The sequence below is a fragment of the Pseudanabaena sp. Chao 1811 genome, from assembly GCF_027942295.1.
Taxonomy (GTDB): domain Bacteria; phylum Cyanobacteriota; class Cyanobacteriia; order Pseudanabaenales; family Pseudanabaenaceae; genus Pseudanabaena.
In genome coordinates this window covers 2,607,180-2,626,183 of the sequence record NZ_CP101416.1, presented here as the reverse complement: position 1 = coordinate 2,626,183, position 19,004 = coordinate 2,607,180, and the positions used below count along the sequence as shown (strand labels likewise).

Here is a 19,004-nt window from a genome sequence, read left to right as displayed (position 1 = left end):
TAAAAATCTACAAATGATTTAGGACTGCTATAAATTTCTCAATAAACTTATTAGATTTATCGGTTAAATCATCTATGGCTGAGTTCTCACGGGTAGGCGATCCTGCACCAGATTTTGAAGCAGATGCAGTAATCGATCAGGAATTTACCAAAATTAAACTCTCCGATTATCAACATAAAAAATATGTCGTTCTCTTCTTTTACCCCCTAGACTTTACCTTTGTTTGCCCCACTGAAGTCCTCGCCTTTAGCGATCGCTATGAGGAGTTCTCCAAATTAAATACGGAAGTAATTGGTATTTCCGTTGATAGCAAATATGCCCATCTCGCATGGATTCAAACACCACTTGCTGATGGTGGACTCGGTGGAGAAATCAAATGCCCTCTTGTGTCGGATCTCACTAAAGCGATCGCTACTAAATTTAATGTGCTTGATCCTAACGCAGGTATAGCATTGCGAGGATTATTCATCATTGACAAGGCAGGCATCGTGCAGCACGCCACCATCAATAACCTTGCCTTCGGACGTAGCATTGATGAAACAATCCGCACCCTTAAAGCAATTCAACACACCCAAATCCATGAAAATGAGGTTTGTCCCATTGATTGGCAAGAAGGCATGGCAACTATTAAAATTTAAGCTCAAGCCATAAGCTGAGGCGCACGCACAGCGTGTACCTCAGCTTATAAATCTAGATTTTAGTTAAGTAAGGTACAAAATGGACTTACCAAATCGGTTAAGTTGATTTAATCAAAAATTAACGTTATCAAAATAGTGTTAACTCATCTTGATGGGGGAAACAAGTAAGGAATATGGCTGAGCAAAAAAAAGCTGTTTTAATGGTACACATCGACCAAGAGCAAGGGCAATTGTGGCAAGCAGCTTTGGAAACTCAGCAATTGACTGTAACTTGGGAAAATGCGAAACAGGACTTAGTCCAATATTTAGGAAGCTGTGATCGCCAAAATCTGCCCGATCTCCTACTAATGGATATGGCACTCAAAAGCCCTAATTCCGAAACTTTGCAATCATCATCGGTATGCCAATGGGTAACTAAGCAACAGGTTCCAGTAAAAGTTGTCCTATTTAACCCCAGACAAGAACGTATCAAAGATGTTGAACATAGTTGGGCCTTGAGGCGCGGAGCATCGGATGTCTTACCCCGCTTATCGCGAGGAAATTTAATATCTGAAGTAGCGAGAATCACTGCCTTAATCGGTTGTTCATTAATTACTCATCCCTTAGAAAAAATCGCTAGCAGCTTAGGGGCAGAGCCTGTAGCTATAGCATCAAACGAGAGTACCCTAACGGAGCTATCTCGAATTAGTGAAATTAATGTAAGCTCAGGTTCTGAAATCAAACCTAAGCCTAAAGTTGATGCTAAAGCTGATAATACAGTAATGTATCGAGGCGTTAGGATTAGACGCTAATAATCTAAATCCATGTCCAGCAGCAATTCACAGCCGCAAGCATCTCCTGAAAATCAAGACTTCATCTTATTTGCACAGCATGGATGGGCGGACACCTATCACGATATTAATTACCTAGCCCGATCGCTTGTAGAAGATTCCCAATCGCCACAATCTCAAGCAAATATCCCCATCTATACCCCCGATCTCGGTTGGATTAATACTTGGCTGGCGATCGCCCCACTAATTGCCAAAGTTGAGCAAGTCGCCACCGAAGCGATCGCCACATATCCAGATCTACCATTACGCATTATTGGACATTCGATGGGCGGCTTAATCTGGCTGGAAGTTTTAGATCGCCATCAAGAATGGTGGCATAAAGTCCATAGCCTTGTCCTCATTGCTTCACCCATCGGTGGCTCAGATTTAGGCAGATTATTTGATCCATTACGCCTCTTCCCCTTAATTGGTCGGGATCTCGGAACCAATCGCCGTGCCATTGCTGAAGCGATCGCCGCTAAGATCCCGACTCTATCAATCGTGGGTGATATTGGTAATCATACCGATGGCACAGTCCCCATCGGCTGTTCACAGTTTAACCATGCGAGTTTGGTCTATCTCGATAATTTGCGCCATCCCACCCTCAAAAATCATCCCAGAGTTGCTACCGCAGTACGCCAATTTTGGTCAAATCCGATGATCGCTACAGTACCGACCAATACGGCTTCTCAGTTAATTGCCAAACTCAGGGCGATCGACCTCACCGAAATCGATCATCAAAACTTTGCCAATGCCAAGGTCATCCAAACCTATCCAGATGGTACAAAGCTCTGGACATGGAAAAATTCATTACAGGTACTACATGTATTTGTCAGCGAAGAAGTAACAAACGATCAAGGCTCAGGCGATCGATGTATTTATAGTGCCTATGCAGGATGGAGAGACAAAACCAAATTAGCGACTATACTCCAAACTTTATAAAAATTAAGGATAGGTGGTGCTTCACGCCGCCTATCCTTTACTGTAGTGATAAAAAGTCATTACAATCTAAGACTCAGATCTTCTTTTATTCCTTAAAGATTTGAGGCATCTATTACCTAGATATAAACAACCAAGAATACCTATACCTAAATTAGGTGAAAAATCAAAGGGAACTGTCTGTAAATTAGCATTATCAAGGAAGTTACCATAGGAAAGGTTAGCGTTAGTGGTACTTATTCCTTCAACATTGTATGAAGTCACATTTCCTGAGGTGAGTGTTGTCGTGTAAACATCAGCCTTTTGGTTAGTTAGAGAGGTTGCTTCAAACTGGAATCGAACAGAACGATCTGTACCTCTAGCAGGTGCCAGAATAGCTCCTCCTAACGACGGAAGCCCAGCAAGAACACTTGCAGAAGTATAGTTCGCCCAGCCTTTATTAGTAGCGTTAATACTATTAGGATCTAGCTGAGTAGCGAAAACTTTATCAAAAAGAGATGCACCTGTACCAGCATCATCAATAATTCGCACTCTAATCGCATTAACTTGTACATTCCCTGCACTTGTACCTGCGGCAATACGTGCTCTATGCCAAAAATCGAAAGATAGCTCGGTAGCCCCACCAGACGCACTAACCAATAGATCTTGATACAGAGCAGAAGCAGTAGTTGCATTGACTTCTGCAAACTGACTTCCATTGCCAGGAGCTGCGACCACCGTAGCCCCAGAAGGACTAAATCCCGATTCCCATATTTCTATTCCTCGATCTGTTGCCGTCGTCTTCCAACCATCAATATAGTTATTAGTCACGATCACAAAGTTTGGATTAGTCCCACTAAAAGTATTGGGTTGGATCCTGCCATCTACAGTAGCTGGGGTAGCAGTTAATGGGAGTGAACCAAGTGTGGGATCTACCAGATTGTTTTCAAAATTAGGGTTAACCAACCCAAGCGCGTAAGAGGATTCGACGGCAAATGTTGTGTTTAGGATAATTGCAGATAATCCACTGAGTAAGCTCAAATTTCTAAGCGATATAGCAAGGTTTTTCATAATTATTGCAGGGGTAATGTATAGAAAATTTTATTAATGCGTAACCTAGCTTCATACCAAGGACATATCTAACACTAGCTATTTTAAGACTTAGAAAATAGCATATCCACCACTCAACAACAAATTAATTAACCAAAAGATGCTTTGGCTTAGTATGGTTCGATATGGTACAACATTATGACATAAGTTTTTTATGGCACAACTAGAGATTCATTTCTTTAATTAATTGCAAGATGATTTGACTATCCTCTGCGTAAGGAATATGTTGTAGATAGTTTTCAAGATCGATACGAGATTCTGTAAAGCGTTCTAATTGATAACAGATTAAACCCCGATCGCGCCATTGAGTCGGCACATTAGGATTCAGCATTAGCGATCGCTCAATCACGGCTAAGGCTTTAGATGGTTCACGTCGGCGCAAATAAATTAGTTTCAAATTATTAAGTAGACGATCTAGAATGCGCCGAACACTAACAGGCGCTAGATATTCTGGTTGCAGAGGAATTTTTTGCCCATATAATTGTTCCAATTTATTCGCACAATCCTCAGGAAATAGAATTTCACCTTTGTTGTAGGGATCGATAAAAATTTCTAGATTGGGATGTTGAGGACGAATTATAAAATGTCCAGGAAAACTAATTCCTTCTATCGGAAAACCTAAGCGATCGCCAATGACCATATAAATAATCGATAGCGATAGGGGAATACCTAAACGGCGATCTAAAACATCAGTGATAAAACTATTACAGGGGTTGTAATAGTCATCATCATTGCCGCAAAAATTTTGCTCAACAAATAGATATTGGTTGATCTCCTGCACAATCTTAAGAGGATAGGAAATCTTGGCAATACGAATCTGTAAATCACTAACCATACCCTCTAAAATTTCCCGATAATGTTCGAGATCCATCTTGGGATATTCTTCCCATGCGATCGCCAATGCTCCTTCGAGCAAGTGGTTAATGGTCATTTCAGAGTCAGAGGTATGGGCAATATGCCAAAACTTTTGCCTCGCTGGGGAAAGACTTAACACGATAATTAATTCAATGTATATACTTGACCGCTAAACAGAATACGGGTAATGCCTTTCTGCACAAGCTTAGGGCGCGTAATGTGGATTAGATCGCTAGGAAACTTGATCACACGCTGATTGTGATGGGAAAACCGTCTCGCTACACGATGATTGTCAAAAATGGGAATGGTTTTAGATAGTGACTCTTCAGGAGGGATTGCACCTAGATCTTTAAAATCCTTGAGAGGGCGCGTGATGATCTCGGCAATGCGATCGACAACGATGTAACAAATCAAGGGTAAATCAGCTTCGTCTAATGGCAAGATCTCAAGGCGCTCGCTGGCACTATGAGTACCATGCAAATCGGCAAACATCGTCAGGCTAGATTCTGTATCTTCTTCAGAGAAATCTAGTTCATCTTCACTCAGGTCAAGATTATCTTCATCGACTAGATCATCTTCAGATTCATCGTCATCCTCCTCTAGATCCACATCTTCTAGATCGTCATCGTCTAGATCTGTGTCCTCAAAGTTAGCTTCTGTCATATTCAGATTGTCATTTAGCTGCTGGTCATCCATTGCGATCGCCGTTTCTTCACCTTGCTCAAAGTTGTTAATCTCATCGGGAATAATTGACAAATCATCGGGAATCAATGCAAGTTGATTTACCTGAAAATTGCCAAGATCGTGATTTACTCGCGATCCTCTTTTCCCTTTAGCCTGTTTTTGGCTTACCAATTGTCGATATTCCTCAGCAGGCATTAGCTCCTGTAGCAGTCGCGAAACTGTACTCGTACTAATGCCAAACTGCTTCGCCAAGTTAACCGTAGTCGCGTCAGAGTCGCGATAAAGGCGAAGTATTTCTTGTTTTTCATCCAGCGCAAGTTTAACAGCCATTGATTTGGGAAACCCAGAAACCGCATCTACGAACCAATCAATATCTTAACGCTTGAGCGTATGGATTAGAGTTCTAATATGCAATGCATTAAGCAAAAAACTACTAGAGCCTACTAAATCTTAAATATTTCACTTTTGAATTGTATTTAGTCGTTGTAGATTGAGGTAACTCATAAGAGAATTGCTGAAGACAAAATTTCTTGTCTGATCGTATGGTGCAGGGCTGTGCTATGGACAATATCAACATCACAATTTAGTAATTCTTGTAATGCTCGACGTAAGCGAATTACATCAAATAAATCTTGGTCTGGATCAGGATCAATCAAAAAATCAATATCACTATTTTCGGTATTTTCATTTTTGGCAACAGAACCAAACACTCTAATATTATGAGAATGATACCGTTTCGCTAGGTCAGTAATCTTTAATCGATATTTTTGTAATTCTTGCAAGTTCATAGTTTTAATTGGAGACTATTTAACCCAAGTTGCTACCCATTGACACAAAACATAATTTAAAACAAAAAAAAATACTAGATATTTATATAAGAATAATATTTTTTATGACTTGGCGAGGATATTTTTAACTTGTTTTAAGGCGATTTTTGATAAGTAGCAACTTGGGTTATTTAAGATTAAGTTAGTTGTAATAGTTTTTAGAACGATCACCTTTTTTCATTATTCTGTGATGCTACTGACTTGGATGGGAAAGTATCTTGACAACTCTTTTTCCCTAGCTCTGACATCTAATCTTTTATCTTGATAAAGATTGTTATATAGTATTTATATGCACTAAATATCTACTAGTTATATGCCACAGTTTGATTTAAAACCATTGGTTATCTTGCCTATTATAATGATTTCTACACCAGTAGATGCACAAAGCTATAAAGTTACTTGCAACTTCAATTCTGGCAATAATAAGCCGTCTAACTCAATTGTAGACCGAAATTGTTTTGTATCAACTTCTCAAGCAGATGGAAAAGAGCAATATAATCTTGAGTGGAGTGATAAAGTTACAACAACAATAAAAGTTATTGAACGCCCTCAGTCAAAAGGACGCTCTTGGCAGGGAGAAGGTATTGGACTTGTGGATGGATATTCTGCAAAAATTACTAAGTTTGCTGATGGCGGAATTTGTGCAAAAGTTATAAAAAGTGGTAACACAATTTGTTTCCGCTAACAAATATTCAGGATGAAAGGTAAAGTTTTTATTGTGGGGGCGGGAATTGGTGGCGAGGAGTTTTTGACGGTTCGCGCTAGGGATCTGATATGTACTGCTGAAGTAATTATTAGTGATGCACTGGTCGATCGCACTTTATTAGACCTTGCGCCGCCACAATGTAATTGCATCATTGCGGGTAAACGAGGTGGACAGAAAAGCATCAAGCAAGCAGAAATTAATCAGATGCTGGTGGAATATTGCTTGCAGGGTAAGCAAGTGGTGCGGCTCAAGAGTGGCGATCCTTGGATATTTGGTCGATCGCTACCTGAGATCTCAGCATTGCAAGCCGCTAATTGTGCATGGGAAGTAGTCGCAGGGATTTCTAGTGTGATCGCCGCTCCCATGTTAGCTGGGATACCCCTTACGGAAGTAGAGGCGAGTTCTTGTTTTGCGGTGATGACGGGGCATGATTTGGAGCGGTTGCCTTGGGAAGCGATCGCTCAAATTCCGACATTGGTAATTTTGATGGGGACAAATAATCTGGCGGGATTGTTGGCAAAATTGGAGCAGGGGAAATCTGGGGATACAAAAATTGCGATCGTGCAATGGTGTGGGAGACCTGAGCAGCAGGTATGGACGGGTACTTTGACAGATATCCAGTCAAAATTACCTGAAGGATCTCTATCGCCATCGGTGATTATTATTGGGGAAGTCGTAAAGTTTCATGAGCAACTATCGCGTCAGTATGGTCAATCATCGGAAAATTTTGGAATAACTGTTGAGCTAGAAAAGGAAAAATTACCATTGCAGGGCAAACGGATTTTAGTGACAAGGGCGGCGACACAGGCTAGCCAATTTACAGATTTACTGACCAATCAAGGTGCAAAAGTGATCGAGATGCCAACTTTAGCGATCGTGCCTCCAAGCAGTTGGGAAATGTTGGATCAAGCGATCGCCGATCTTGCAAATCATGATTGGTTGATTTTGACCTCAGCAAATGCTGTTGAGAGCTTTTTCGGACGATTGCAACAGTCTGGCAAAGATAGCCGCGCCTTACATTCCCTGAAAGTTGCCGTAGTGGGGCGCAAGACTGCCGAAGTATTGGCAAATTATGGAATTACGCCCGATTTAGTACCAGCAGATTTTATTGCTGATTCCTTGATTGATGCCTTTCTGACAGGCAATCATGTTTTAACTGGCAAAAAGTTGTTATTCCCGCGAGTGCAATCGGGTGGGCGTGAGGTTTTAGTGGAGCAGTTGCAACAACATGGGGCAATCATCGAGTCGATTCCTGCCTATGAGTCGGGCTGTCCTGAAGCGATCGATCCTATAGCCCTAGCTGCAATTCAAAATCAACAACTCGATGCGATCACCTTTGCCAGCTCCAAGACCGTAAAACATTTTTGTCAATTGCTGGATCGTGTGACGACCATAGACACTTGGCAAGCATGGATTGCTTCGGTAAAAATTGCCTCAATTGGACCACAGACTTCTAAGACTTGTAATGAATTACTGGGGCGTGTTGATTGTGAAGCTATGGAATATACCCTAGATGGTTTAGCCGAAGCGATCGGCAAAATCCTTCAAGAAACTTAAATTAGGAGTAAACACACAGTACCTCACCTTACTGAAACATTACGAAAACAAGCAAGTTCCGACATTTACTGGTTTTTTCCATACAATAAACATATAGGCTCTTTTAGAACTGTAATTCTAGATTGTAATTTTTGGTCTTACTCTTTGCAGTAACTGGTACAAAAAAGCGAAATCACATTTTTTACATATCTAGAAGAGTCAATTGATTAGCCTAACGGCACTTTTTTATTGAGGCTGAATGTATGGAACTTGTTGCTTATCTTCACAGTGAAATGATGTGTGAACGCCTACAGCAAGGCGAATCTCTAGATCAGACTTTAGATTGTCAATTGCTCGAATCGATCGCGAAGTCTTCGCATCATGCAAAGTCGGTTGTATGTGTTGGACTAGCAGCAGGGGCGATCGCAATGAATACGATGCCAATCGCTGCCTTTGCATACACACCTGAAGTTGCCAATATTCAAGAGCTGTTAGCCAGACGAGGATTTAACCCCGGTGCAATTGATGGTGTCATGGGACCTACAACTAGAGAAGCCATCATCGCCGCCCAAACATTTTATAAATTAGAAGCTGATGGAACTATCGGCTCACAAACTCTCACCGCCTTACAATCAGATACCTACGAATCTGGTTCTGCCACATCTGCCGTAGCAGAATCAACACCAACAAAAAATATTTCCTTGAATTCATCTAGTTCATCGGAAGTTAAAAATTTACAGCAATTGCTGAGCGATCGCGGTTTCTATGGTGGTGCGATCGATGGCATTAAAGGTCCCATGACCCAAGAAGCGATCGTTCTTGCCCAGAAAACCTATGGCTTAATCCCTGATGGTGTTGCAGGACCTATCACCATTGCGGCGTTGGAAGCAGATACTAATGTTCCCCAAGTCAAGATTGCGGAAACCCAGCCTAGTAGTAATGTTTCCGATAATTCCATTAAGCAAGGTCAAACTCTCCTAAGCAATTTAGGTTTTTATGATGGTGCGATCGATGGTATTCAAGGTTCCCGAACTACGGAAGCAATCAAAAAAGCCCAAGCCTTTTATGGCTTGCCTGTAGATGGAGTCCTCGGTTCCCAAACCTTAGCAGCATTGCAATCCTAGGAAATAAGAAGCCTCGCTAAGCGAGGCTTCTTATTTCCTAGGATATCTGTGGATAATAAAAGTGCTGCAATCTTCTACGGTGAATTACTTATGACCGCTGTTATTGATTTGAATATTCCGAAAATGGCGATCGCTCTGGGGATGATCGCGATCGCGGTTAGTTTTTCGGTCTGGCAAAAATTAGCGATCGCCAAGAATTTAATCATCGCCACCTTTCGCAGCATCATTCAATTGATTGTGGTGGGATTTTTACTGGATGCCGTATTTGAAATCAAACAGCCCGTCGTAATTCTCTTCATCATTTTCTTAATGAGCCTAATGGCAGCCCGTGAAGCTAAAAACCGTGTGCGTGAAAAAGTACCTTACGTTCTGCCGATTATGTGGATATCGGTGATCGTCGGTACTCTCGCCATTCTTGCCTACACTACCTTCTTAGTGATTCAGCCCGATACTTGGTATTCACCGCAATATCTAATTCCCCTCGCAGGCATGATCCTAGGTAATTCGATGAATGGTGCAGCGATCGCTGCCGAGAGATTTACACAGGATTTAGTCAAGCGATCGCGGGAAATCGAAACCCATTTATGTTTAGGAGCCACTCCCCAACAGGCAATTTCTAACTATCAAACTGATGCCATTAGAGCCGCTATGATTCCCACCATTAACGTGATGATGGTAGCAGGGGTCGTATCTTTACCAGGGATGATGACAGGACAAATTTTAAGCGGGACTTCGCCACTATTAGCAGTGCGCTATCAGTTAGTAATTTTATTCGCTATTACTACTGCTAATCTCATCACCGCATTAATATTAACGACTCTAGTTACACGCCAATTTTTCACCCCTGCCCAGCAATTAAAATTGCCGTAATGATATAGATTAAGAAGCGATCGCCCCAAATCTTCTCGTTTGAGAATTAAAGGGCGATCTCGGTTTTGAGAGACTGAATATCAGTCGATTATGTTCTGGCATTTGCTGCTAAGATTTGGAGGGTCAATAGTAGACGGAATTATATGTATCTCTGGCACTTTTTCAGGCTCAGAGGATACTCTGTTTATCTCTTTATCAGCAGCTTCAAAGATACCTGTCTTCAGAGTTTGTATAGTCTGCAAAGCGTTAGAAATCGATTCAGAACTGAGGTTGACTGGAACTGCCATTGCATTAGTCACAACTCGACCACCCATGCCCATGACTTGGAGGGAAATAGTTCCTGTAATTTTTTTAGCTTCAGCATCCGCACCTAAGCCAAACAAAGAATTAATAGCCACCTTACCATCCAAACTGCGTACATCAATAATAACTCGTACACCAGCGCCATAAATCCCACTCCAATTAGTATTAGCCTCAGGAAGTTTTCGATCTGTACGGAAATATTCTTGAACAATAAACTCATGACTGTAATTAGTGCCAGCTTCAAGAAAAGCAAAGCGAGCATTACCTGTGGCACTTCTCGCACAGATAAAAGTTATCCTTGAAGTTTCGTAAGGATACTTATCTACAAATTCCTGCCCACCAATCTTGCCCCTATCGTCCCGAGGCTGAGCATTTACCGTGGTAGGAGAACACAAAGAAGCAATAGTAATCAATAGAAGTGCTAACCCTTTGACTGAGAGCGGAGACAACATTTTTTGCCTTTCAAATGAAAAATTAACTGATAACATAATCTTTCTCCTAAAAATTAAAATTCGTCAGCACTTTTAGATGTAAGGTTCGCCTCGTTCAAATCGCGCCCGAACTTCCTCAATTGATAAACCTGTAATCATTTGATAGTGAGGTCTATCTTTAAAACTCTGCCAATTGCCGCCCCATTCTAGGCTACCAACTAGAGCCACTTGTGCAGCTTTCTCATAAAGAGGGGATTCTGGAAGATAAGCACCTTGAGCATCAAATATCCCTATATCCCAAGCAATACTGAAATTATGATTGCTCTGTCCTCCTTTGGCATTACACACCTTGGGACCAGGTTTGGTTCTTCCTTTTGTATAAAGTTCATCTTGCTCAGCATAGGTTCGCGTACCAGAAATGATCCGAGCATTAATCCCTTCATCACCTAAGCGCTTGAGAAATTGTCTTGCTGCCTCTTGTGCTTTAGGATGCAGCGTCATGATATTGCGCTCAGAGCGTTGATGAAATGTGCCATAGGCTATAGCAATCTCCTGAGATTTATTTAGTCAGCGCGATCTGTTTTGGAACCCCAAATACCATCAATAATTCCTGGATTAAAACCTGCTGATTTAAGAAATCTTTGTAAAAATCTGACATCATCCTCAAAAAGTTGCTGACTCATGATTTTCTCCTGCGCTATATTTAGGCTACCTTTACAAATCTCGCTCTAAGATAGCAATGCTCAATTAAATTACTTCACCAGTTCGGTAATAGTAGTAACATCTATCTTCATAGTTATGTGGACGATCTACAACGAAAAAGATTTCAATTTAATTTAGAATGAAGAAGTCATATCCTGATCGCTAACTTACTGCAAGATTAACTGGAATAACCTCTGCAATAGAATGGTATTTTATGCAAATAAAATTGCGTTAAACCGCAAATAAAACAACTATTCTCTACATTGAGAAACTCCAAGTATTTAGATAGAATGTGTCGAATGTTAGAACTTTTGAGTATTAAGATTTATGTTCATTCTGATCGCATAATCTTTGATCATTTTTATTCGATACAAGAGATATGATTCCTCGCAAAATATGGCAGCGCAAAGCCAAAAGAATTTGGCTTTTTCACCTCATCCTGCTCAGCAGCTTGGGGATACTAGGCGTAGTTATGTTTTGGGCGCAAATGCACATTCCCATAGTCATTCCATTGCTAATATTAGTAGTCATCGGATTACTGATTCTATTTTCCTTAAGACTCAATTGGCAAAAAAACTTGATTTACGAGCAACAATGTGAAATCGATCGCCTACATACAATTGAACAAGCTGCTGTAATTTCTCAAGCTCGGAAACTATTACATCGCATTGCTGCCAATATCCATGATGGACCACTCCAAGAGCTAAAGTTGGTAATGGATCAACTAGAATTTTTGCAAATGAATTCTCCTGATGGAAACTTTAATCCCATTCTCGATCGCTTAGAAGATTTAGGCGATCGCCTCCGCCAACAGCTCAACCAGACCCGCGAGCTTGCTCTAGAAATTACACCCGATCTTCGCGAAGGATTAGATATTGGTATTACTAAAAAATTACAATATTTAGTTGAGTCTGGGGAATTAAAACTCAATGTTATTAAAAATCTACAACCACTAACAGAACCTCAGTTAAATAGTCTCTGGCTCGAAGATCGCGAAGATATTTATCGCTTTTTTAATGAAGCGATCGCCAACGTGATTCATCATGCCCAACCACCTCAAGGGATAGCTACTGAAGTTAGGATCAACCTATGGCAACAGGCGCAACATTGCACATTGATCATCGAAAACAACGGTGAAATATTAGATAAATCTATAATTGAAAGCATACCTCAACAGTTCAAACGTGGCGGCTATGGCATGAAGCTCATGGAAACGATCGCTTCTGAATTGCCCAATGGCAGATTTGAAAAAATTAATTTAGATGCAGGGGGAATGTGTGTCCAACTGTCTTGGAATTTAGCCATATAAATACAAAATTTTGACTAAACAGATATTTAAAAGCTTTTTAGCTTAACCTTATTTAATATTCTTGTGATTTTACTATGAATGAGCATAATATGTCTGATAGTTACACGTAAGTAAACTTGTGCAACAGACGACTAAGCCACTCTTATTCCTCATCTTAGAAGATCACCCTGAAGTGGCTCAGAATAACTGTTTATTTTTACAAAAACTAGAACCATCGGCTCTCTGCATCATCTGCAATAACCATGCGGAGGCACTAGAACGGCTCAAATTAGAAACACCCGATTTAGTTACTGTCGATTTGCTATTTAGCACATTTACGGGAGAGCAATATGCTGTATCTAGTCTGAAATTTTTACACAAAGTCTTTCAAGATTATCCATTTCTGAATATTCTGATCTACACCAGTGAATATGACTACCTCAAACCCCTAACAAACCTCATGGGTCGTCACCAAGGTGGCTTTGTCGTTGTTAGTAAAATCGAGCGGCGCAAATCCTTTTTGGATGGAGCTAGACATGCCCTAGAAGGAAAGCTGGAAATCCCCAAAGAGCTACGCAAAGGTATTGAAATAAGCGATCGCGAACTTCAAGTACTATCTCTACTTTGCAAAGATTCACGAACGGATAAAGCGATCGCTCAAGAAATGAATCTCTCTCTCAAAACTGTGCAGAACTGTATACTCCGACTGAAGATGAAACTAGATATTGATTACTTTGATGAGAATATTACTAGTACGAGAGTAGCTCTATGTATGCAGGCAATACGGAGGAAATTAATATTGCCGTAAAAAACTCGCTACGCGAGTTTTTTACGGTCAGGTAATTAGGCACTAATAATTTTACTGCTATCTACTTGATTGAACTGCTTAAATTTACGACGGACAAAACGTAAGAAAAGCAACCATTTTTCGGCTGGATATTCGTAAAAAGAGAAGATATCACCGAAGGCAGCAAAAGCATTTTGATGATGTAGCCAATGCCTTTCAGGAGTAGTGATAAAAAAGAAGTCGCAAAATGCTTTAACTGGTTCAGGAGTTTGCCATTCAAGAATGGAAACATGCCTCCATACAACATGAAACTCACCTAGCAAAAGTCCAATAACCGTTCCTACAGCCGACAATTGCCATAGCCAAGGCGTGAATATAAAATAGGGAACTGCTCCTAAAATACCATCTAGTAATACGAGAGGATTTCTAGTTAAAACAGCATAATGGAGAAAGCTGCGGTTTTTACCATGATGCACGATGGAGTGAAACTTACCAAATACATGTTCGGGAACATGATAGAAAAATGTCGAGAAGAAGTCGCCTAGCAGAAGTAACAGCGCTGTTGCTGTAATTGCCTTAATCAACTCTAGAATCAATCCTAAAGTAACTTCTAAAATAGCTTCCAAATTACATCCTCACAACTTGGTTTAAGCCTAAGAGATGAAGTTAAAGTTGCGTTTATATCAAGGTTAAGGATCGATTTTTGAGAAGGAAATACGCTTGAGATGTCCACAAATCGTTAAAAAAGTCTTAAGTCGAACTTAACAAAACTTAAGACTTTCAAATATAGCCATATAAATTTTGCCTAGAACATCCACCAAAAAGACAATGGCGGCGCGAAGTACCACCATTATAGCCGTAGCCAGTTATGTTAAGACAAAACCAAAAACCAGAAGAGAGTTGCGGCGCTTTGCGCCGCAACTCTCTTCTGGTTTTTATGTCTTAACTTACTTGGCTATAGCTATATCTTTAAATAATGGCTATTTACCCTGCGTTTCTAAGCGATCGCTTAAAAAGCGATACCAATTTGAAGCAATATCCACATCCGTAAATCTGATACTAGGCATTTCACCAGTTTTTAGCACTAATTCCAAAGCAATTGTCTTCGCATTTAAGGGAAACTCTGCATCTTGATCATCAAAAAACTTACTGTCAATCCGAAAGCGAATACGGGCAATATCGGCAAATGATACGGTTTGCAGATCCACAGGATCTTTACGTGTTGGTTTACCCCATGTCAGACGATCATCTTTCTGCCCTAGCACAGCATAGATATCATATTTATGGCGCTCAAATTGTGATGCCCACCGTTTATAGGACTCAATTTTTTGGTATTCATTCCAGCCTGACCATGCTAGCCAAAAGAAAACTACCAGCAAAGGCAACCACAATAATCCACGTTCCATAGATGAAAATTCAGTTTATGTACTAAGTAAGTAGGCTTAATTAAATATAAAGCCCTAAAATCTGCGGCGATCGCGAAGTATACGCCGCAGATTTTAGATCTGGCTTGTAATTATGCCAAGATACTTAGCAAAGTTTACCTTGCAAGGCTCAATAAACTTTGTTGTTATTACGAGTATGGAGGGACTCGAACCCCCGACCCTCAGAACCGGAATCTGATGCTCTATCCAACTGAGCTACATACCCATACTGAATAAAAATAATACCATAGATACGAGAGGCACTAAGCAATCCTCTCGTATACTAGTGGAGATAAATCCTCTATAGACTGTTGTTGAGACATTAAAAAATCACGGATGCGTTTAATCTGAAAATCACGGGCATAGTCTAAAATTTGCCTCGCAAAGGGACGGAAAACAGGATCTGTTTCTTGGAGCAGCATCACTTCATCCTGAATCGCCAGAATATCGCCTATACGCGCCAGTTGGAGCAACTTCTCTAGGACACATTTAGATGGTGCGATCAAGGGCTGAACGCTCGCCTCAGAATTACAACGCACATCAAATGTATTTATGGATGAAGCAGATGCAAGATCTGTATCTTCGTATCGCCAGTCTAAATTGAGCAGCGATCGCACGGTTTGGAAAAGAGTATCAGGATTTACGGGCTTAGCAATAAAAGCATTACAACCTACTTCCAGACTCAGATCTCGATCTTGATTGAAAGCACTTGCAGAGACCATAACGATCGCCGTGTTTTGGAACATGGGTAACTGACGTAGTCGCTTCGTGGTCTCATGCCCATCAAGTTGCGGCATAACCATATCTAGCAAGATTAAATCTGGTGCAAAGATTTTGGCTTGATTAATGCAGTCATAGCCATTACTTGCCTCCGCCACCACAAACCCTAATGGAGTTAACAAATCGCTTAACACCATTCTATTTTCGGTCTTATCATCCACAACCAAAATTTTGCGGCGATTGCCTGAGTAACCAATAATTGTGCGGCTATCCATAGGTACTGTGGCATTAAGTTTAGGAACTTCCGCCAATTCAATTTCAAACCAAAAAGTACTACCTTGATTTAAGGTACTTTCAACTTGGAGTTTTCCTCCCATCATTTCCACAATTTTTTGGCAGATTGGCAGTCCTAAACCTGTACCAGAATAACGGCGGGCGCGATCACCAACTTGCTGGAATGGTAAAAAGATATCCTCTAATTTGTCAGGATCAATCCCTACCCCCGTATCGGCAATCGCAAAGCGGATTTTATAGTTTTTATAATAATTTTTGTCATCACTAGATATAGAAGATCTAGGCTCACAGGCTTGAGCGCTAACGGAAAATGAGACACTGCCAAGATCAGTAAATTTAACGGCATTCCCAAAGAGATTAATTAACACCTGTCTTAACCGTTTCTCATCACCATACATAATTGTCGGTATGGGCGTAAGCGGTTGATAGATTAACTCCACATCCTTCGCATGGACTTGCAACTGAAAAATATCCGTAATACTTTGCAGTAGTTTAGGAAGATCAAATTCACTGGGATTAAGTTCTAATTTCTTCGCTTCGATTTTGGAAAGATCGAGAATGTCATTTAGCAGAGTCAATAAATGTTCACCACTACGCTGAATAATTTCCAATCCCGAACGATGCTTGTGGGGGTCATCACTACGTTTCAGGATTTGCGCATAGCCCAAAATGCCATTTAAAGGAGTCCGTAGCTCATGACTCATATTGGCAAGAAATTCACTCTTCGCACGGTTGGCAGTATCAGCAGCTTCTTTCGCAACTTGGAGTTCCTTCTCAGCACGTTTGCGATCGGTAATATCTGTCCCTACAGATAGAATTTCAATTAATTGTCCTTTATCGTCATAGATCGGCTTATTAGACCAAGTTACCCAGACACGCCGTCCATCTTTACAGATATTTTCATTCTCATTGAGTTGGTATTTTTCTGGACAGTGACAGATATCCTCGATCATCTGGCGAAGATCTTCTCCTGTAACACTTTGGGCAGATACGAGTGTATCGAGTACATAGGAACCAATTATTTCTTCCGCTTCATACCCAAAGAATTTTAACCCATAATCATTCAAGAAGCAGATATTACCTTGGGTATCCCATCGCAAAATGATACAGTTCGCAGACTCCACTAGATCGCGATATTTCTTTTCGCTCTCTTTAATATTTTCTTCGATTTTCTTGCGATCGCTGATATCTTTGACCGCATAGATCGCAAAGAGTTGTCCACCAAATTCAATAGTTTCGGAAGAGATCAGCCCCGTGATTATTTTGCCTGACTTAGTTACGAAACTCGCTTCATAGTTAAAGACTCTTCCTTGTGATTCTAAAATTAGCAGCATCCGATCCCGCTCTTTCAGATCCAGCCACAAGTTCAAATCCGATGGAGCTAAGCCTATTGCCTCTTCGCGACTATAGCCTGTAATTTCTGTCCATTTGTCATTGACATCAATATGCTTATTAGTGCCAGTAGTGATTAAAGCCATTCCATCAGGACTAGACCGAAAAGCTTTAGCAAATTTTTCTTCTGATTCTCGTAAAGCAGCCTCGGTTCTTTCATGTTCAAGGATTTCCTGCTGTAAAGCCTGTGTGCGTTCATCAACCTTTTGCACTAACAGTTGCGAATATTCCTCTAGCCTAGTGTGTGACTTTTGCATCTGGCGGCTCATCTGATTGAAAGATGTTGCCAAAATTGCGAGTTCCTTCACAATGCAAGAATATTCAACTTTTTGGCTCAGATTACCATTAGCGATCGATTGGCTGGCATAGCTTAATTGCGTAATTGGACGGCTAATCCAACGAGCGGAAATAATGCCAAATATAGTGGTCAAACTTAGGGCAAGGAAACACAGCATGATCGTTGAAGCAGCATTTTCCTTGATTTGTGACATAAAGTCAGAGGCAGGAACTACTACAATAATGCGCCAATCCAATCCATTTAATTTAGAGGTATTTTGTAGTTGACCGACCTGTAAGAAATGGAGTTCTCCATTAAACTTAAGCGTCGATTGTAAAATCCGATGATGATTATTTTCAGATTGTAAATTTAACCACTCAGACACAGTCTGAGTTAATTTATCTTGGCTTTGGGTTGCTAAAATTCGCTCAAGCTTCTTATTTTGATTATTTTGTGTAGCAATAGCAACGTCCAAGTTAGAAGATGCTATGAGCTTTCCTGAAGGATCAACAATGAATGTTTGTCCCCTTGGACTAACTTTTGTTTCTTGCAAAAACCGATTAATGTCTCCCAACCGCATTGATACGCCTAAAACACCTCGAAGTTCTCCAGAAGAGCTATAGATAGGTTTAATTGCTGTAATTGCAGGTTCCTCTGTAATAAAATCTGTATATACTTCACTCCAGATACTTTTTCCTGCATCAACTACGGTTGGATACCAAGGGCGATCGCTTAACTTAAGACGATTTTTTGCCATTAGTAATGTCTGGGGTCGCCCAAACTCATCGGTCATATAAGTGGTAGTGGCATTGTCCACTGCAAATCGATTTTTGATTCTTCTCGCTCCAAAATATTGACCTGAAGTAGTAGCGACATAAATATTACTGATATGGGGAAAGTCCTGTAGTTGTTTCCAAAAGAGAGTTTGGACTTTCTGTTCATCACTATCATTGAGTTGTTCTAAATCAATACTGTTAGCATTAAGCTGATTAAGTGTGTAAGGAAGTTCTAAATATGAATTTAAGCGATCTTGAACTTGCTCAGTAACCTTACGATGGATCTGATTGGAAAGATTGAGGATTGCATCATATCCATTACGGAAGGTTAACCAACTAATTAAGCCAACAATTCCAAATGTGCTTAACAAAAATGGCACAGTAATGAGCAGAATTAGAGGTATTTTCAATCCATTACTCTTACAACTGAGTGTGGCTCCAGTGGTGACGACCTTAGAATTTTGGGAAGGCAGGTGTGGTGTTGTCATAGTCTGGGTTTTATCACAGCCAAAGCTGATCTGAGAATGCTTGAA

The 19,004-nt window shown here is 40.6% G+C and carries 19 protein-coding genes and 1 tRNA gene; 9 read left to right on the top strand and 11 right to left on the bottom strand.

The window, feature by feature from the left end; translation table 11 throughout:
- Positions 1 to 74: 74 nt before the first annotated feature.
- The 3 genes from NMG48_RS12030 (at position 75) to NMG48_RS12020 (ending at position 2,389) form a co-directional block, all read left to right on the top strand.
- A complete protein-coding gene (locus tag NMG48_RS12030; RefSeq protein ID WP_271251790.1) occupies positions 75 to 638 on the top strand; it encodes a peroxiredoxin in 564 nt (187 codons plus the stop codon).
- A 173-nt stretch (positions 639 to 811) separates the two neighbouring features.
- On the top strand, positions 812 to 1,429 hold the full coding sequence (locus NMG48_RS12025; protein WP_271251789.1) for a hypothetical protein: 618 nt from the start codon (positions 812 to 814) through the stop codon (positions 1,427 to 1,429).
- Between the two features lie 12 nt (positions 1,430 to 1,441).
- Complete coding sequence (locus NMG48_RS12020; RefSeq protein WP_271251788.1) at positions 1,442 to 2,389, top strand: alpha/beta hydrolase; 948 nt, start codon at positions 1,442 to 1,444, stop codon at positions 2,387 to 2,389.
- Positions 2,390 to 2,455: 66 nt separating this feature from the next.
- Here NMG48_RS12020 and NMG48_RS12015 read toward each other — a convergent pair whose 3' ends face one another.
- From NMG48_RS12015 to NMG48_RS12000, 4 genes are all read right to left on the bottom strand, one after another.
- Complete coding sequence (locus NMG48_RS12015) at positions 2,456 to 3,436, bottom strand: PFE-CTERM domain-containing protein (protein WP_271251787.1); 981 nt, start codon at positions 3,434 to 3,436, stop codon at positions 2,456 to 2,458.
- Between the two features lie 202 nt (positions 3,437 to 3,638).
- The gene (locus tag NMG48_RS12010) at positions 3,639 to 4,469 is read right to left on the bottom strand and encodes a SirB1 family protein (RefSeq protein WP_271251786.1); all 831 of its coding nucleotides are present in this window, start codon (positions 4,467 to 4,469) and stop codon (positions 3,639 to 3,641) included.
- 5 nt (positions 4,470 to 4,474) lie between these two features.
- On the bottom strand, positions 4,475 to 5,344 hold the full coding sequence (locus tag NMG48_RS12005) for a helix-turn-helix domain-containing protein (RefSeq protein ID WP_271251785.1): 870 nt from the start codon (positions 5,342 to 5,344) through the stop codon (positions 4,475 to 4,477).
- Between the two features lie 170 nt (positions 5,345 to 5,514).
- Positions 5,515 to 5,802: a nucleotidyltransferase family protein gene (locus tag NMG48_RS12000; protein WP_271251784.1), complete on the bottom strand. Its 288-nt coding sequence runs from the start codon at positions 5,800 to 5,802 to the stop codon at positions 5,515 to 5,517.
- A gap of 352 nt (positions 5,803 to 6,154) precedes the next feature.
- Here NMG48_RS12000 and NMG48_RS11995 point away from each other — a divergent pair, with 352 nt between their 5' ends.
- From NMG48_RS11995 to NMG48_RS11980, 4 genes are all read left to right on the top strand, one after another.
- Positions 6,155 to 6,526: a hypothetical protein gene (locus NMG48_RS11995; RefSeq protein WP_271251783.1), complete on the top strand. Its 372-nt coding sequence runs from the start codon at positions 6,155 to 6,157 to the stop codon at positions 6,524 to 6,526.
- Between the two features lie 12 nt (positions 6,527 to 6,538).
- A complete protein-coding gene (gene cobA, locus NMG48_RS11990; RefSeq protein WP_271251782.1) occupies positions 6,539 to 8,104 on the top strand; it encodes a uroporphyrinogen-III C-methyltransferase in 1,566 nt (521 codons plus the stop codon).
- 242 nt (positions 8,105 to 8,346) lie between these two features.
- Positions 8,347 to 9,207, top strand: coding sequence for a peptidoglycan-binding domain-containing protein (locus tag NMG48_RS11985; RefSeq protein WP_271251781.1), 861 nt, complete (start codon positions 8,347 to 8,349; stop codon positions 9,205 to 9,207).
- A 90-nt stretch (positions 9,208 to 9,297) separates the two neighbouring features.
- Positions 9,298 to 10,077, top strand: coding sequence for an ABC transporter permease (locus tag NMG48_RS11980; protein WP_271251780.1), 780 nt, complete (start codon positions 9,298 to 9,300; stop codon positions 10,075 to 10,077).
- Between the two features lie 80 nt (positions 10,078 to 10,157).
- Here NMG48_RS11980 and NMG48_RS11975 read toward each other — a convergent pair whose 3' ends face one another.
- The 3 genes from NMG48_RS11975 to NMG48_RS11965 all read right to left on the bottom strand — a co-directional run bounded on the left by NMG48_RS11975 (position 10,158) and on the right by NMG48_RS11965 (position 11,494).
- The gene (locus tag NMG48_RS11975) at positions 10,158 to 10,832 is read right to left on the bottom strand and encodes a hypothetical protein (protein ID WP_271251779.1); all 675 of its coding nucleotides are present in this window, start codon (positions 10,830 to 10,832) and stop codon (positions 10,158 to 10,160) included.
- Positions 10,833 to 10,904: 72 nt separating this feature from the next.
- Positions 10,905 to 11,312, bottom strand: a complete 408-nt coding sequence (locus NMG48_RS11970) for a M15 family metallopeptidase (protein WP_271251778.1) — start codon at positions 11,310 to 11,312, stop codon at positions 10,905 to 10,907.
- 62 nt (positions 11,313 to 11,374) lie between these two features.
- The gene (locus tag NMG48_RS11965; RefSeq protein WP_271251777.1) at positions 11,375 to 11,494 is read right to left on the bottom strand and encodes a peptidoglycan-binding domain-containing protein; all 120 of its coding nucleotides are present in this window, start codon (positions 11,492 to 11,494) and stop codon (positions 11,375 to 11,377) included.
- A gap of 398 nt (positions 11,495 to 11,892) precedes the next feature.
- Between NMG48_RS11965 and NMG48_RS11960 the strand changes: the two genes are divergently transcribed.
- Together NMG48_RS11960 and NMG48_RS11955 are read left to right on the top strand one after the other, a co-directional pair.
- Positions 11,893 to 12,822 carry a sensor histidine kinase gene (locus NMG48_RS11960; RefSeq protein WP_271251776.1) on the top strand — a complete coding sequence of 310 codons (930 nt, stop codon included), beginning with the start codon at positions 11,893 to 11,895 and terminating at the stop codon, positions 12,820 to 12,822.
- A gap of 118 nt (positions 12,823 to 12,940) precedes the next feature.
- Positions 12,941 to 13,609 (top strand): response regulator transcription factor, encoded by a 669-nt coding sequence (locus NMG48_RS11955; protein ID WP_271251775.1) that lies wholly within the window; start codon positions 12,941 to 12,943, stop codon positions 13,607 to 13,609.
- A 35-nt stretch (positions 13,610 to 13,644) separates the two neighbouring features.
- Here NMG48_RS11955 and NMG48_RS11950 read toward each other — a convergent pair whose 3' ends face one another.
- The 4 genes from NMG48_RS11950 to NMG48_RS11935 all read right to left on the bottom strand — a co-directional run bounded on the left by NMG48_RS11950 (position 13,645) and on the right by NMG48_RS11935 (position 18,959).
- A complete protein-coding gene (locus NMG48_RS11950) occupies positions 13,645 to 14,205 on the bottom strand; it encodes a sterol desaturase (RefSeq protein WP_441339190.1) in 561 nt (186 codons plus the stop codon).
- A 363-nt stretch (positions 14,206 to 14,568) separates the two neighbouring features.
- Positions 14,569 to 14,994 (bottom strand): hypothetical protein, encoded by a 426-nt coding sequence (locus tag NMG48_RS11945; RefSeq protein WP_271251773.1) that lies wholly within the window; start codon positions 14,992 to 14,994, stop codon positions 14,569 to 14,571.
- Positions 14,995 to 15,164: 170 nt separating this feature from the next.
- A tRNA-Arg gene (locus NMG48_RS11940) sits at positions 15,165 to 15,238 on the bottom strand.
- 37 nt (positions 15,239 to 15,275) lie between these two features.
- A complete protein-coding gene (locus NMG48_RS11935; RefSeq protein ID WP_271251772.1) occupies positions 15,276 to 18,959 on the bottom strand; it encodes a PAS domain S-box protein in 3,684 nt (1,227 codons plus the stop codon).
- Positions 18,960 to 19,004 lie beyond the last annotated feature (45 nt).